This window comes from Achromobacter spanius, assembly GCF_003994415.1.
GTDB lineage: Bacteria > Pseudomonadota > Gammaproteobacteria > Burkholderiales > Burkholderiaceae_B > Achromobacter > Achromobacter spanius_C.
In genome coordinates this window covers 1,741,207-1,756,483 of the sequence record NZ_CP034689.1, presented here as the reverse complement: position 1 = coordinate 1,756,483, position 15,277 = coordinate 1,741,207, and the positions used below count along the sequence as shown (strand labels likewise).

Genomic DNA, 15,277 nt, shown 5'->3' with positions numbered 1-15,277 from the left:
TCCACCTCGGAAACTACGTGGGCGCATCAGCCGTCAGGCAAGAAAAAGCCACCTCAAAGGGTGGCTTGTGTCTTGCTGGCGGGGCGTAATATCCGGGTCAGCCCCGCGCGCGCCAATACCGAACGTATTCGGCCACGCCGGTCTGCACGTCGCGCATCGGCGCCTGAAAGCCGGCCGCCCGCAGTTGCGACACATCGGCCTGCGTATAGCTTTGGTAGCGTCCCTTGAGGTCATCGGGGAACGGGATATAGCGGATCAGGTCCAGCTCAACCAACTGCGCCAAGCTCAGTTCAGCGTCTCCGTTCTCGCCGCGCAATGTGTTCACGACGGCCGCGGCCACATCGTTGAAGGGCTGCGCCCGCCCCGTGCCGCAATTAAAAATACCGGATTGCTCGGGGTGATCGAGAAAGTGCAGATTGACCGCCACCACGTCTTCGACCGAGATGAAGTCGCGGCTTTGGCCACCATCTACATAACCGTCCCAGCCCGCGAACAGCCGCACGTGGCCGTGCTCCAGGAACTGGTTCATGTTGTGGAACGCCACCGAGGCCATGCGGCCCTTGTGCTGTTCGTGTGGCCCGTACACGTTGAAATAACGCAGGCCCACGACTTGCGCGGTCAGGCTGCCCATGCGCTTGCGCAGCACCTGGTCGAACAGCAGCTTGGAATAGCCGTAGACGTTCAACGGCCCTTCGTTGGCCGGGTCTTCCACATACACCGACGACGCGCCATAGACGGCGGCGGACGAGGCGTACAGGAACGGAATGCGACGCGCCTGGCAGAACTCGAACAGTTCAAGCGTGACGCGGTAATTGTTGTCCATCATGTAACGGCCGTTGCGCTCGGTGGTGTCCGAGCACGCACCTTGATGCAGCACCGCACGCACCTCGGGCAAACTTCCGTCGGCAACGCGGCGGCGGAAGTCGTCCTTGTCCATGTAGTCGGCGATCTGGCAATCGACCAAATTGACGAACTTGTCGCCCTCGGTCAGATCGTCAACCGCGATGATGTCATGGATGCCGCGGCGGTTGAGTCCGCGCACCAGGTTGCTGCCAATGAAGCCCGCGGCTCCGGTTACGACGATCATGAGGTTTCTCCTGCCAATTCCGCGGCGGTGACGACGGACGTGCCCAGCTTGCCCACGGCGATGCCGCCGGCCTTGTTGGCCCAGCCCATCGACTCGGCCCAGGGCAGGCCAATGGCGCGTGAGACCGCCAGGGTGGCCAACACCGTATCGCCCGCGCCGGACACATCAAACACTTCGTGCGCCTGCGCGTCGATGTGGTCGCGTCCCGCATCGGTAAACAACGTCATACCTTGCTCGGAACGCGTCACAAGCAAGGCTTCAAGATCAAGATTGGCGCGCAAGCGTTGCGCGCGGTCGGTCAATTCAGCTTCGGAATTCCAGCGGCCCACGGCTTGCTGCATTTCCGCCCGGTTAGGGGTGACCAGCGTCGCGCCACGATAGCGCGAATAGTCGTCGCCCTTGGGGTCCACGAGCACTGGAATGCCGGCATGGCGGGCCATGGACACGAGAGATTCGACGCGCGTCAGCACGCCCTTGGCATAGTCCGACAGCACCACCACATCATGGTTGGCCAGATGCCGGGCCAGCGCGGCGTCCACGCTATCCAAGGCGGCAGGTTCGGGATGCTGCTCGAAATCCACGCGCAGCAATTGTTGCTGGCGGCCCAGCACGCGCATCTTCAGCGTGGTGTGCAAGGACGGGTCGGCAATCAGGTCGGCATGGATGCCGGCCTCGGCGGACAGGCGGCGAATGCTGTCGCCCGCCTCATCTTCGCCCAGCACGCCCACCAACGTCACCTGGCCGCCCAGCGCCGCAACGTTGCGCGCTACGTTGGCGGCGCCACCCAGGCGGTCTTCACGGCGCGCAACGCGCACCACGGGCACGGGCGCTTCCGGCGAGATGCGTTCGACTTCACCGAACCAGTAGCGGTCCAGCATCACGTCGCCAACCACTAGGACGCGGCTTTGCGAAATGGCTTCGGCGGGGAAAGGCTTCATTCAAGTTCTTCCAGGCGGCGCGGCGCATAGGTCTCCCAGGCGTTGCAGCCGGGACATTGCCAATAAAAACGACGCGCTTGAAAACCACAACTGCGGCACGCATAGCGGTCCAGTCGTTGCGTATGCTTGTGAATCAGGCTGCGCAGCAGCGTCAGGTCGGCGCCGGGCACCGGCCCCTTTTCGGCGCCACCTTCCGGATTGGCCAGTTCGGCTTCCAACAGACGGTCCAGGCCCAGCAAGGACGGATGACTGCGCAATGCGCCGCGCGCAAACGTCCATGCCACCTCCGACCCCTGCTGCGCGCGCAATTCGCGGAACACCACGTTGAAGAGGTCCAACGAGGCGTGGCGCTGATACTGCTTCAGCAGGAAATCCAGGCCTGCCTCGATCTGATTGGCGGCGCGATAGTTCGCCAGCAATTGTTCGGCGACCAGCCCCGCGAATTCAGGCGCGTCGGTCATGACCGATTCCAGATAGAGCCGCTCGCGCTTCGGGTCCTGCTCAAGCAATGCCAGGCGGGCGCGCAGCATGGCGGTGCGCACCATGGCGCCCTTGCCCACCGAGGTATCGGTGGTCGACAAGGCGTGGTCGGCGGCGTCCAGCGCCTTGTGTGCCGCATCCACATCCGCGGGCTTGGCCGACAGCGCGGTCTGCGCCTGTTCGCAGTAGTAGTGCACGATTTGCGGCACCGGCTCGTCGACCAGGCCCTGCAAGGTCTTGACGGCTTCGATGGCGCGCGGCCAATCGTGCTCGGACTCAAAGATGCGAATCAGGGAACGCAGGGCCGGCAGAGCGTAGCGCGTGTCCTTCAACTGCTCGAAACCACTTTCAGCGCGGTCCAGCATGCCGGCTTTGAGAAAGTCCTGGGCCAGTTCATGCTGGGCGTGCTCGCGCTCGGCGTCGGGCAGGTCGGAACGGCTGAGCAGGCTTTGGTGCACGCGGATGGCGCGCTCCATTTCTCCGCGCCGGCGGAACAGGCTGCCCAATGCGAAGTGCAGCTCTGTGGTTTCCGGGTCCAGCTTGGCGACTTCGACAAAGGCGTCGATTGCGCGATCCGGCTCTTCATTGAGCAGGAAATTCAGCCCGCGGAAATAGGAGTCAGGCAGGCTGCGGGTTTCCCGAAGCATCTGCCGGATATCGAAACGCGCGGCCAGCCAGCCCAGCGCGAACAACACCGGCACGAAAATCAACCACCAAGGTTCAAAATCCACGGTTCGGGCTCTTGCGGTAATTCAGTGCGGAATGCGGGACTTGCGGTGTTTGGCTCGCCATCAGAGCGGCGACATCGGTGCAACGGCTTCGGGCGGCACGACGGGCGTGGTGCCGTTGACGGCGGCCTGGACGCGGTCCAGCTCGCGGCGCAAGCGTATGGCTTCGCGGCGGCGACGCATGGCGGCAGGCACGGTCAACAACAGGCCGAACAAGGCGCCAGCCACAAACACAACCAGCATCACGACGATCAGCGGCACGTCTTGCACGACGTAGTCCGCGTAGAACTTCACGGCAACCGGATCGGTGTTCTTCAAGGCGAACATCAATACCGCAATAAACACGAGCAATCGCAGGGCCCAGACGAGATAGCGCATGACGCATGCTCCAGAGATTCAAGACGGTCAATTGTAAGCGACGTCTTAACCGTCCAAGGAAAAAAACAAAGCCCCTTGATTTCTCAAGGGGCCTGTTCTCGGTCCGATCTGCCCGTAGGCAGCCTTACTAGCCGACTCGTCAGTGCATGGCGTGCAAACTTGCCATTGACGTCATCGGCTCACCCGACTCAGAAGACTGGGCGTCCTCATCGTTGCCGCCGACCAGGTCAACCCGCTCGCGCAATTCCTTGCCTGCCTTGAAGTGCGGCACCTGTTTGCCAGGCACCAGCACTTGTTCGCCAGATTTCGGATTGCGACCGATGCGGGGAGACCGCTGCGACAACGAAAAGCTGCCAAAGCCGCGGATCTCGATGCGCTGACCCGAGGCCAGGGCCTGGGTCATTGCATCCAACACGGTCTTGACGGCGTAATCGGTGTCGCGGGCGGCCAGCTGAGGATAGCGGGCCGCCAAGGCGGCGATCAGCTCCGACTTGGTCACGAATTAACCGTCGTTGCGCTGTTGGTCCAGCTTGGCCTTCAGCAGCGCGCCGAGGTTGGTGGTGCCGGACGAAGCGCTGGCGTCGGACATGCGCTGGATCGTATCGGCGGTTTCGGCGTTGTCGCGGGCCTTGATCGACAGTTGGATCGAACGCGTCTTGCGGTCGATGTTGACGATCATGGCTTCGATGTTTTCGCCGGCGTTCAGCACGGTGGTGGCATCTTCAACGCGGCCCGAGGAGATCTCGGAAGCGCGCAGGTAACCTTCAACGTCCACGGACAGCGTAACCACGGCGCCCTTGGCTTCGACGGACTTGATGGTGCCCGGAACAACCGCGCCCTTGTCAAACGTGGCGACGAAGTTGTTGAAGGGGTCGCCTTCCAGCTGCTTGATGCCCAGCGAGATGCGTTCCTTGTCGGTATCGATGCCCAGAACCACGGCTTCGATCTCGTCGCCCTTCTTGAAGTTGCGCACGGCTTCTTCGCCCGTTTCCGTCCACGACAGGTCGGACAGGTGAACCAGGCCGTCGATGCCGCCAGGCAGGCCGACGAACACGCCGAAGTCGGTGATCGACTTGATGGCGCCGCGGACCTTGTCGCCGCGCTTGAAGTTCGTGGCGAACTCTTCCCACGGGTTTTGACGGCACTGCTTCATGCCCAGCGAGATACGACGACGGTCTTCGTCGATTTCCAGGACCATGACTTCGACTTCTTCGCCCAGGGTAACAACCTTGCGCGGGTCGACGTTCTTGTTGGTCCAGTCCATTTCGGAGACGTGAACCAGGCCTTCGATGCCGGCTTCGACTTCAACGAACGCGCCGTAGTCGGTCAGGTTCGTGACCTTACCGAACAGGCGGGTGCCTTGCGGGTAGCGGCGAGCCAGGCCCACCCACGGATCTTCGCCCAGTTGCTTGACGCCCAGCGAGACGCGGCTCTTTTCCTGGTCGAACTTGAGGACCTTGGCTTCGACTTCTTGACCCACTTGCAGGACTTCGGACGGGTGACGCACACGACGCCATGCCATGTCGGTGATGTGGAGCAGGCCATCGATGCCGCCCAGATCAACGAACGCGCCGTAGTCGGTGATGTTCTTGACCACGCCCTTGACCACGGCACCTTCGTGCAGGGTTTCGAGCAGCTTTTGACGCTCTTCGCCCATGCTGGCTTCCAGCACCTGGCGACGCGACAGCACAACGTTGTTGCGCTTGCGGTCGAGCTTGATGACCTTGAATTCGAGGGTCTTGCCTTCGTACGGGGTGGTGTCCTTGACCGGACGCAGATCCACCAGCGAACCCGGCAGGAACGCGCGGATGCCGTTGGTCATGACGGTCAGGCCGCCCTTCACCTTGCCGGTGATGGTGCCGGTAACCAGTTCGCCGTTTTCCAGGGCCTTTTCCAGCTGCAGCCAGGCCGACAGGCGCTTGGCGCGGTCACGCGACAGGATGGTGTCGCCGTAGCCGTTTTCCAGGGAATCGATGGCCACCGAGACGAAATCGCCGGGTTGCACTTCGAGCTCGCCCTGGTCATTCAGGAACTCTTCCAGGGGGATCAGCGCTTCGGACTTCAGGCCGGCGTTGACGACGACGAAATTATGGTCGACGCGCACGACTTCGGCGCTGATGACCTCGCCGGACTTCATGTCCTGGCTCTTGAGGCTTTGTGCGAAAAGGTCGGCGAAGCTTTCGCCGCCGGTGGCGGTAGTGGAAACGGAAGACATGGGGTTGAAATCCATTGGGCCGAAATGGCCGTTAAGAACACACCGCAGCGGATTGCCCGCCACAGTGGAGTCAAAATACCTGCCTGCCGGTTTGCCCTGCGGGGTGGCCCGTGGGGGTTGCGCCTGGCTAGGACAGGGCCTAATCAAGTAAAACTTGGCCCGGACCTTGCACGTTCGTTACACGTTGCACTGTCCGGGCGATTTTGCAGCGCAAATTCTGGTAAATCAGCCGTCGCCCGGGCTATTTGCCTAAGCTGCTTGCCTAAGCTGCTTGCCTAAGCTATTTGCCTGAGTTACTTGCTTTATTGCCAGCCTGCTGCCAAAAATCCAGTATTGCCTGCACCGTTTCTGCAATCGTCAAATCAGACGAATCCAGCACGTGTGCGTCTGCTGCGGGAGCCAGCGGCGCCGTGGCGCGTTCGGTATCGCGGGCGTCTCGCTCGCGCATGTCTCGCAGAAGGTCGTCTAGATTAGCAGAAATTCCCTTTTCGATCAACTGCTTACGCCGCCTCTCCGCCCGGGCCACCACGTCGGCAACCAGGAACACCTTAAGGGACGCATCGGGGAACACCACGGTGCCCATGTCGCGACCGTCCGCGACCAGCCCAGGCGGCAGCCGAAAGGCACGCTGGCGCTCAAGCAAGGCTAGTCGCACACCGGGAAATGCCGCCACGCGGGAAGCAAAATTGCCGACTTCCTCACGACGGATGTCGTGGCCCACATCCACACCCGCCAGATACACATGCGGGCCGTCGAAGCGCACATCCAGAGTTTCGGCCACACGCGCTACGCCGGGTTCGTCGTCGGCGGACACGCCTTGCTTGAGAGCGGCCAAGGCGGTCAGGCGGTACAACGCGCCGCTGTCCAGGACAGCCCAGCCCAGCGCCTTGGCGACGCGATGCGCTACCGTGCCCTTTCCGGATGCGGTGGGGCCGTCAATCGTGATGACGGAGACTGAAGAGTCGGTCGGGGAAGTCGAATTCATGTGGGCAGTGCGCTAAGCCGAGACCAGGCTGCTGTAAACATCAAAATAACCCGGGAACGTCTTGCTGACGCAACCGGGATCCATAATCCGAACCGCCGCCGGCCCGAACGCGGCCAATGAGAAACACATCGCCATGCGGTGGTCATCCCAGGTGCCGATGTGCGCATCGCGCCAGGCGTCCTGCGAGGGCGGAATGACTCGCAGCCAATCCGGCCCCGATTCCACCTGCGCGCCCAGCTTTTCAAGCTCGGTCTGCATGGCGTGAATGCGATCGGTTTCCTTCACGCGCCAGCTGCCGATGTTGCGCAACAGGCAGGGGCCGTCGGCATAGAGCGCCAGCGCCGCGGCGGTCATGGCGGCGTCCGGGATCAGATTGAAATCCGTGTCGAAGGCCTTCAGGCGAGCGCCGTCGGCCACGCGAACTCCGGTAACCTCGATCCAGTCAGGACCGTAGGCCACGTTGGCCCCCATTTGCGCCAACGTATCGGCAAACGCGACGTCGCCCTGAATGCTGTCAGCGCCCACACCCGTTACTCGCAACGGGCCGCCGCCGATCGCACCAAGCGCCAAAAAGTAGGACGCCGTCGAGGCATCGCCTTCCACCGCAATCTGCCCTGGGCTGCGATAGCCTGCGCCGCCGTCGATCACAAAACGGCTCCAGCCATCGCGCCGCACCTGCACACCAAAGCGTGCCATCAGATTTAGCGTGATCTCAATGTAAGGTTTGGAGATCAGTTCGCCTACCACCTCAATCGTCACCGGTTTACCGCTAAGGCCGGCCTGCAATGGCGCCGCCAGCAGCAAGGCGGTCAAGAACTGGCTGGACACCGAACCCTGTACGCGCGCCACCGCGTCGTCCGAGATCTGGCCGCGGCCAATATGCAACGGCGGATAGCCCGGCTGCCCCAGGTAATCAATACGGGCACCCAGTGCATTCAAAGCGTCCGCCAGATCGCCGATGGGTCGTTCATGCATGCGCGGCACGCCCGACAGGCGGTAATCCCCGCCCATGAGCGCCAGCGCGGCAGTCAGGGGACGTATCGCCGTGCCAGCGTTACCCATGAAAAGATCGGCACTTTCGACCGGGAACCGCTGCACGCCCTGCACGGTGACACTGCCGGCATCCAGTTCGGATACCTGCACGCCCAACTGACGCAAGGCGCCAAGCATGACGCGCGTATCGTCGGAATCCAGCAGCCCGGTAATCGTGGTGGCGCCCTCGGCAATTGCCGACAGCAGCAACACGCGATTGGAAATGCTCTTGGAACCCGGCAAGGCCATCACACCCTGCGCTTGGCGCACACACGGCAGGTCCAGATAAGGCAAAGCGCCCATTTCAGCTACTCCTTGCGCCAGTTACGGCGCGCTTGCGCCGCCGTATCCAGCAATGCCAGCAACGTCACGTCATCGCCGTCGGCAATGGCGCGTTCGGCACGATCCAGCACGGCGCGCACGTCGGCAAGCTCGGCCAGCATCGCATCGCGATTGGATAGGAAAATATCGCGCCACATCTCCGGCGAGCCCGCCGCGATGCGCGTGAAATCACGAAAACCACTGCCCGCGAGGTCAAGCCGGGTGCGGGCGTCAGCGGCCGTGGCCACCTGCTCCATATAGACCGACGACAGCAGGTGGGGCAGATGGCTGACAGACGCCAGCACACGGTCGTGCGCGCCAGCATCCATATCGATCACGCTCGCGCCGCAGGCCTGCCATGCTCGGCGCACCTGGTTGATGGCCGCGGCGCTGTTCTCGGCAAGCGGCGTCAGGATGACCGTGCGGCCGGCGTAGAGCTTGGCATCAGCGGCCTCGGGACCCGTGCGCTCGGCGCCTGCGATCGGATGACCGGGCACGAAGCATCCGACCCGCTCGCCCAGCGCCTCACGCGCGGCGTCGACGACTTCGGCCTTGGTGCTGCCCGCGTCGGTCACCACGGTGGCCGCGCCCAGGTGGGGCAGCATTCTCGACAACACGTTTTTCAGGCCGCCAACCGGCGTGGACAACAGGACCAGATCAGCGCGCGCCGCAGCGTCTTCGGCGCTGACAGCCTCATCAATAAGGCCCAGTTCGACCGCCCTAGCCAGCGACGCCGCGTTGCGCCCAACCCCCAGCACACGGCCCACCTGCCCTGCCCGACGCAACGCCGCGGCGAACGACCCGCCGATCAGGCCAACGCCCACCACGGCCAATACAGGAATCAGGGGGCCAGCGGCCCCCTGATCGGTAGAAGGTAACGCGTCGTTCATGTGGCCAGAATGTCGGTCAGGGCATCAATAAAGCGGGCGTTCTCTTCGGGCAGGCCGATCGACACGCGCAACCATTCCGGCAGACCGTCACCCGCCACGGGGCGCACGATCACGCCGCGCTTGAGCAATTCCAGATTGATGCGGGGCGCATCGCCCACATGCACCAGCACAAAATTACCGTAGCTGGGCACGTAGCGCAGCGCAAGGCGGTCAAATGCGGCGCACAGTTGCGCCTTGCCCGACTTGTTCGACGCATAGGCTTCTTCCAGGTATGCGGTGTCGCCCAGTGCGGCAATCGCGGCAGCCTGCGCCAGCGTGTTGACGTTGAACGGCTGACGCACACGATTCAGCAAGTCAGTCAGCGGCGGCTGCGACACCGAGAAGCCCACGCGCAGCCCCGCCAGCCCATAGGCCTTGGAGAAGGTGCGCGAGATGATCAGGTTCGGAAAACGGCGCGCCAGCGCGGTGCTGTCGAAACGGTATTCCGGATCCAGGTATTCGTTGTAGGCCTCGTCCAGCACGACGGTGACGCGGTCGCCGTGGGCGGCATGCACACGCTCCAGGAACGACGTGACCTTATCGCCCGACACAAAGGTGCCCGTGGGATTGTTAGGGTTGGCAATGAAAAGCAGACGCGTGTCGTCGGCGATGGCGTCGAACATGGCATCCAGATCATGACCATAGTCCTTGGCCGGCACCACGATGTGGCGCGCGCCGCGCGCTTGCGTGGCCAAGCGGTAGACCGCGAACGAATGCTGCGCGTACACCGCTGACGAACCCGGCTCCAGCAAGGCCAGCGCCGCGATCTCCAGGATGTCGTTCGAGCCATTGCCCAAGGTGATCCAGTTCATCGGCACGCCGTAACGCTCGGCCAGCGCCGCCTTCAGATCAAATCCATTGGGGTCCGGATAACGGGCCAGGGACTCGGCCGCGGCCAGCATGGCCGCGCGCGCCGACTTGGGCATGCCCAGCGGGTTTTCGTTGGAGGCCAACTTCACGATGCTGGCCGGGTCCAGCCCGAATTCACGGGCCAGTTCTTCAATGGGCTTGCCCGCCTGATACGGCGCGATGGCGCTGACGTGCGCGGGGGCAACGAGGGGCTTGGATGCGGTGGTCATGTTGTGGACTCACGGCGCCGGGTAGGAACCCAGCACCTTCAGGTAGGCAACCTGCGCCTGCAACGTGGCAAGGGCGCGCTCAACGTTCGGATCATTGCGGTGACCCAGCACGTCTACGTAGAAATAATATTCCCATTGGCCGGTGCGCGCGGGGCGCGACTCGAAGCGCGTCATCGACACGCCGTTGGCCGCCAGCGGCGCCAGCATTTCGTACACGGCGCCCGCGCGGTTGGGCACGGCCAGGATCAGGCTGGTCTTGTCCTTGCCACTGACCAACGGCTGGATGTTGCCGATGGCCAGGAAGCGAGTGCGGTTGTGCGGATCGTCCTGGATGCCGGACGCAATCACCTCAAGATTCCAGGCGGGCGCGGCCACTTCGCCGGCGATTGCAGCGATGGTCGGGTCCCCCGCCGCGGCGCGCGCCGCTTCGGAATTGCTGGACGCCGCGACGCGGTCCACATCAGGATAGTTGCGCGTCAGCCAGCCCTGGCACTGGGCCAGCGCCTGCGGATGCGCCGAGATGGTCTTGACGCCTTCCATGCTGCCCGATTGCGACATCAGGCAATGGCGGATCACCAGCGAACGCTCACCCAGAATGGTCAGCGGGGTGTTCAGCAGCAGGTCCAGGCTGCGGTTGACTGCGCCTTCGGTGGAATTTTCCACCGGCACCATGCCCACATCAGCCTGGCCGGCCTCAACCGCGCGAAACACCTCATCGAACGAGACGCACGGCAGTTTCTGCACGGCGTGGCCGAAATGCTCCAGCGCGGCCTGCTCGGAAAACGAGCCTTGCGGGCCAAGATAGGCAACGGTCATGCCGCGCTCCAGACCACGGCAGGCCGAGATGATCTCGGTCCACACCGACGCCACGCCCGCATTCGGGAAAGGGCCGGGGTTGATCTGCTGCAAACGGCGGATGACCTCGGCCTCGCGCTCGGGGCGCAAGACCGGCCCGTCGGCTTGTGCCGCGTGCTTGGCCTCGCCCACTTCCAGCGCGGCACTGGCGCGCTGCGACAAGAGATCAAGAATTTGCGCATCCAACGCATCAATGCGTTCGCGCAAGGGGCGCAGCTTGCGCTGCAGATCGTCATCCATAGCGGCGCTCGAATTCCTTCAGGTACTCGACCAGCGCCGCCACCCCGGCAAGGGGCACGGCGTTGTAAATGGACGCGCGCATGCCGCCCACGCTCTTGTGCCCTTTCAACTGGGTCAGACCCGCTGCGTCGGCGCCTTGCAGGAAGGCATCGTTCAGCGATTCGTCGCGCAGCACAAACGGCACGTTCATGCGCGAACGCACGGGTGCATGAATGGGATTGCGGTAGAAATTGCTGCTGTCCAGATAGCCATACAGCAGGTCGGCCTTGGCCTTGTTGGCGGCTTCCATGCCCGCCACGCCGCCATTGGCCTTGACCCACTTGAACACCAGGCCCGCGACGTAGATCGCGAACGTGGGCGGCGTGTTGTAGCGCGAATGCTCGGCGGCCACGTTGGCGTAATCGAACGCCGACGGGCAGATTGGCAAGGCGTGGCCGATCAGGTCGCGGCGAGCGATGACCATGGTTACGCCTGCCGGGCCAGCGTTTTTCTGCGCACCGGCATACACCATGCCGCAGCGCGTCACGTCCATCGGACGCGACAGGAAATGCGACGACGCATCGACCACCAGCGGAACGTCCGGCGCGCCCAGCGCGGCGGTGTCGGGCCAGTCCATGAACTCGACGCCGCCTATGGTTTCGTTGCTGCACAGATGCAGGTAGGCCGATTCCTTGCGCACGTTCCAGGAGTCGACCGGCGGCACCCAGGTCAGCGGCGCCTGTTCGCGGCCATCCAGCTGGATGGCTTGTTCGCTACTTGCCGCGACATGAGTGCTGCCGTAGCGGGCCGCTTCCTTGTAGGAACGCTTGGACCAATGGCCCGTCACGACGAAGTCGGCGGCCGGTGTGCCGCGACGCCCCATGAGATTCATGGGAACGATGGCGTTTTCCCCGGAACCGCCGCCTTGCATGAACATGACTGCGTAATCGGCGGGCAAGCCCAAAAGATCGCGCAGATCGGATTCAGCTTCGTCGCAGATCTGCACGAAGTGCTTGCCGCGATGAGACATTTCCATCACCGACATGCCACTGCCATGCCAATCCAGCATCTCAGCTGCTGCTTGCTGCAATACCACCTCGGGCAAGGCCGAGGGGCCTGCCGAGAAGTTCCAGGGGCGGGCCATTATTGCTCCGTAGGTTCCGTCGAATCCGTCGAGTCCGCTGCGCCGTTGCTGTCGTCGCCGCCTTCCGTCGCGCCGCCTTCGGCCTGGACGTCTTCGTCCAGTTCACCGTCGTCGTCCGCATCGCTTTCCACCACACGACGCACACCGGACAGCGTGCTGCCGTCATCAACGTTGATCAGCGTGACGCCTTGAGTCGCACGGCCCATTTCGCGGATTTCCGCGACTCGGGTACGCACCAGCACGCCGCCGGTGGTGATCAGCATGATTTCGTCGGTCGGGTTGACCAGCACCGCGCCCACCACCTTGCCATTACGCGAGGTGGTCTGGATGGCGATCATGCCCTTCGTGCCACGACCGTGGCGGGTGTATTCGCCGATCGGGGTGCGCTTGCCGTATCCGTTTTCGGTGGCGGTCAGCACGGTCTGCGTTTCGTCGCCGGCAACCAGCAACGCGATGACGGTCTGCGTTTCTTCCAGCATCATGCCGCGCACGCCACGGGCGTTGCGGCCCATAGGGCGCACGTCGTTTTCGTCAAAGCGCACGGCCTTGCCCGAATCCGAGAACAGCATGACATCGTGCTTACCGTCGGTAAGGTCTGCGCCGATCAGGTAGTCGCCATCGTCAAGGTCGACGGCAATGATGCCGGCCTTGCGCGGGTTGGAGAAGTCGGACAGCGGGGTCTTCTTGACCGTGCCGCGCGACGTCGCCATGAAGACGTAGTGATCTTCGCTGAATTCCTTGACCGGCAGCACCACGGTGATCTTCTCGCCGTCAGCCAGCGGGAACATGTTCACGATGGGCTTGCCGCGCGAGTTGCGCGTGCCCTGCGGCACTTCCCAGACCTTCAGCCAGTACACGCGGCCACGGTTCGAGAAGCAGAGCAGGTAGTCATGCGTGTTGGCAATGAACAACTGGTCGATCCAGTCGTTTTCCTTCATCGCCGTGGCCTGCTTGCCGCGTCCGCCACGCTTTTGCGAGCGGTATTCGGACAGGGGCTGGCTCTTGATGTACCCGCCGTGAGACAGGGTCACGACCATGTCGGTGGGCGTGATCAGATCTTCGGTGTCGAGCTCGGTCGCGTTCAGTTCGATTTCCGAACGGCGCGAGTCCTTGGTGTTCGTCGAGAACTCGGCCTTGATGGCCTGGAGTTCGTCGCTGATGATGGTCGTGATGCGCTCGGGGCGGGCCAGGATGTCGAGCAGGTCGGCGATGGTGGACATGATGTCCTTGTATTCGCCGACGATCTTGTCCTGCTCCAGCCCGGTCAGGCGTTGCAGGCGCATGTTCAGGATTTCCTGAGCCTGCGTATCGCTCAGGCGGTACATGCCGTCGCCTTGCAGGCCGAACTCGGTGCCCAGGTCGTCCGGACGGAAGGCCGCCCGGCCTCCCGGCGTGTCGCCGTCGGCGCGCGACAGCATCTCGCGCACCAGCGACGAATCCCACGACTTCGCCATCAATTCCTGGCGCGCGACGGGAGGCGTCGGCGCGGCCTTGATGATGGTGATGAAATCGTCGATGTTGGCCAGCGCAACGGCCAGACCTTCCAGCACGTGGCCGCGTTCGCGGGCCTTGCGCAGTTGGAACACCGTGCGGCGCGTGACCACTTCGCGGCGATGCTGCAGGAAGTAATCGATCATCTGCTTCAGGTTGAGCAGGCGGGGCTGGCCATCGACCAGCGCCACCAGGTTCATCCCGAAGGTGTCTTGCAACTGCGTGTTCTTGTACAGGTTGTTCAGCACAACCTCGGGCACTTCGCCGCGCTTGAGCTCGATGACCAGGCGCATGCCGTCCTTGTCGGACTCGTCGCGAATATCGGAGATACCTTCGATCTTCTTGTCGTTGACGAGCTCGGCAATGCGTTCCTGCAGCGTCTTCTTATTGACCTGGTAGGGGATGGCGTCGATGACGATGGCTTGGCGGTTGCCCTTTTCCATGTCTTCGAAGTGCGTCTTGGCGCGCATGATGACGCGGCCGCGACCGGTGCGATAGCCTTCGCGCACGCCGGACATGCCATAGATGATGCCGCCCGTGGGGAAGTCCGGCGCCGGGATGATCTCGATGAGTTCATCGACCGTGCAGGCCGGATTGCGCAGGCAGTACAGGCAGCCGTCCACCACTTCCTGGAGGTTGTGCGGCGGAATGTTGGTGGCCATGCCCACGGCAATACCCGAGCTGCCGTTGACCAGCAGGTTGGGCAGGCGCGACGGCAACAGCAGCGGTTCTTGTTCGCTGCCGTCGTAGTTGGGGCCGAAGTCCACCGTTTCCTGGTCGATGTCGGCCAGCAATTCGTGGGCGATCTTCGCCAGGCGGATTTCGGTGTAACGCATCGCCGCGGCGTTGTCGCCGTCGATGGAGCCGAAGTTGCCCTGGCCGTCGACAAGCATGTAGCGCATGGAGAAATCCTGCGCCATGCGAACGATGGTGTCATATACGGACTGGTCACCGTGGGGGTGGTACTTACCGATAACGTCCCCGACGATACGCGCTGACTTCTTGTAAGCGCGGTTCCAGTCGTTGTTCAGCTCATGCATCGCGTAGAGCACGCGCCGGTGGACGGGTTTGAGCCCGTCCCGCACATCCGGTAGCGCCCGCCCAACGATCACGCTCATCGCGTAATCGAGGTAACTGCGGCGCATCTCTTCTTCCAGCGAAACCGGAAGCGTCTCCTTGGCAAAGGAATCCATATATATAACGACAGAATCGTGTAAGGAGGAACCCGGGCCGGGTAAACAGGAAATTCTATCATTCGATTCCGTTCCCGTTTGGCGGGGTTGCCGCAGTAGCCCGCTAGGCGCTCACCCGGCCTATTGATCAAGCCGCCTCTTTGGCCGCCCGATGGCGGCCTGCGGCCCTGTTGTCAAAAACCAACATGGGAAACCGAACGAGC

Annotated in this window: 13 protein-coding genes; all 13 read right to left on the bottom strand. The window is 63.1% G+C overall.

The genetic code is table 11. From position 1 onward, the window contains the following. Positions 1–97: 97 nt before the first annotated feature. Positions 98–1,087 carry an ADP-glyceromanno-heptose 6-epimerase gene (gene rfaD / locus ELS24_RS07910; RefSeq protein ID WP_127183801.1) on the bottom strand — a complete coding sequence of 330 codons (990 nt, stop codon included), beginning with the start codon at positions 1,085–1,087 and terminating at the stop codon, positions 98–100. Next, positions 1,084–2,025 carry a D-glycero-beta-D-manno-heptose-7-phosphate kinase gene (gene rfaE1, locus ELS24_RS07905; protein ID WP_050447863.1) on the bottom strand — a complete coding sequence of 314 codons (942 nt, stop codon included), beginning with the start codon at positions 2,023–2,025 and terminating at the stop codon, positions 1,084–1,086. Before rfaE1 ends, rfaD begins: the two co-directional genes overlap by 4 nt. Continuing rightward, positions 2,022–3,236, bottom strand: a complete 1,215-nt coding sequence (gene lapB, locus ELS24_RS07900; protein ID WP_050447862.1) for a lipopolysaccharide assembly protein LapB — start codon at positions 3,234–3,236, stop codon at positions 2,022–2,024. Before lapB ends, rfaE1 begins: the two co-directional genes overlap by 4 nt. A 60-nt stretch (positions 3,237–3,296) precedes the next feature. Further along, a complete protein-coding gene (locus ELS24_RS07895) occupies positions 3,297–3,611 on the bottom strand; it encodes a LapA family protein (protein WP_050447861.1) in 315 nt (104 codons plus the stop codon). 139 nt (positions 3,612–3,750) lie between these two features. Next, entirely contained in the window at positions 3,751–4,110 is a 360-nt protein-coding gene (locus tag ELS24_RS07890) for an integration host factor subunit beta (protein WP_050447860.1), read from the bottom strand. Positions 4,111–4,113: 3 nt separating this feature from the next. Further along, positions 4,114–5,826, bottom strand: coding sequence for a 30S ribosomal protein S1 (gene rpsA / locus ELS24_RS07885; protein ID WP_006225145.1), 1,713 nt, complete (start codon positions 5,824–5,826; stop codon positions 4,114–4,116). Positions 5,827–6,106: 280 nt separating this feature from the next. Further along, entirely contained in the window at positions 6,107–6,811 is a 705-nt protein-coding gene (cmk, locus tag ELS24_RS07880) for a (d)CMP kinase (protein ID WP_050447859.1), read from the bottom strand. 12 nt (positions 6,812–6,823) lie between these two features. After that, positions 6,824–8,146 (bottom strand): 3-phosphoshikimate 1-carboxyvinyltransferase, encoded by a 1,323-nt coding sequence (gene aroA / locus ELS24_RS07875; protein WP_050447858.1) that lies wholly within the window; start codon positions 8,144–8,146, stop codon positions 6,824–6,826. Positions 8,147–8,151: 5 nt separating this feature from the next. After that, complete coding sequence (locus ELS24_RS07870; RefSeq protein WP_127183800.1) at positions 8,152–9,054, bottom strand: prephenate dehydrogenase; 903 nt, start codon at positions 9,052–9,054, stop codon at positions 8,152–8,154. Next, a complete protein-coding gene (gene hisC, locus ELS24_RS07865; protein WP_050447856.1) occupies positions 9,051–10,172 on the bottom strand; it encodes a histidinol-phosphate transaminase in 1,122 nt (373 codons plus the stop codon). Before hisC ends, ELS24_RS07870 begins: the two co-directional genes overlap by 4 nt. Before the next feature lie 9 nt (positions 10,173–10,181). Continuing rightward, the gene (pheA, locus tag ELS24_RS07860) at positions 10,182–11,267 is read right to left on the bottom strand and encodes a prephenate dehydratase (RefSeq protein WP_127183799.1); all 1,086 of its coding nucleotides are present in this window, start codon (positions 11,265–11,267) and stop codon (positions 10,182–10,184) included. Next, entirely contained in the window at positions 11,260–12,390 is a 1,131-nt protein-coding gene (gene serC / locus ELS24_RS07855; RefSeq protein ID WP_050447853.1) for a 3-phosphoserine/phosphohydroxythreonine transaminase, read from the bottom strand. Before serC ends, pheA begins: the two co-directional genes overlap by 8 nt. Continuing rightward, entirely contained in the window at positions 12,390–15,074 is a 2,685-nt protein-coding gene (gyrA, locus tag ELS24_RS07850) for a DNA gyrase subunit A (protein ID WP_050447852.1), read from the bottom strand. Before gyrA ends, serC begins: the two co-directional genes overlap by 1 nt. Positions 15,075–15,277: the final 203 nt, after the last annotated feature.